General features: G+C 59.5%; 1 protein-coding gene and 1 pseudogene. Both read right to left on the bottom strand.

Translation table 11 applies throughout. From position 1 onward, the window contains the following. Positions 1-139, bottom strand: a pseudogene (locus B2W55_RS24435) (dihydrofolate reductase); the annotation flags it as partial. Between the two features lie 180 nt (positions 140-319). Next, positions 320-511, bottom strand: a 192-nt coding sequence (locus B2W55_RS24430; RefSeq protein ID WP_291532298.1) for a hypothetical protein, incomplete at its 5' end; no start/stop codon positions are given.

The raw sequence follows: 511 nt of genomic DNA, 5'->3' as shown, positions 1-511 counted from the left end.
CCTCGCCGGTCTTCTCATCGAACAGCGGCGCGAACCAGCCGCCGAAGCTGAAGCCGCCGATCGGATCTTCCTGCGGGCCGCCCGGGGACTGCATGACGCCGTCCAGGCTGATGAAGGCGCCAACAACAATCTTTCTCACTTCAAGCTCCCTGGGTGATCATCATCGAGATGCCCCCAGGACGACGTGGATTGGGAGAATCCGACACGCTGCGCGAAATTCTTCGCAGGATTTCTGGCAGTGCCGTCCCATCGCGCGAATCCCGGTCACGCCAGATCAGGCATGCGCCGGCCGTGTCAATTGCGACTTAGTGACACCATTTCAGGTGGAACCCTGACGCCGCTTCGCCGTTTTTTCCTGTTCCAACTCTGCCGTTTCAACCGTTCTTCGAACGGCAAAATCCCACAACAAGGAGAAAATGATGAAGTTGGGAACTTTGGTCGTGACCGCAATCACTGCCGGTGCCATGACGTTGACCACGATTGCCCCTTCGGTCGCCGCGCCGCTCGCGCC

It is taken from the genome of Bradyrhizobium sp. UBA2491 (assembly GCF_002341725.1).
In the GTDB taxonomy this organism is placed as follows: Bacteria; Pseudomonadota; Alphaproteobacteria; order Rhizobiales; family Xanthobacteraceae; genus Bradyrhizobium.
Note: the sequence above shows the minus strand (reverse complement) of the source record. Positions and strands in the feature narration are given on the sequence as shown.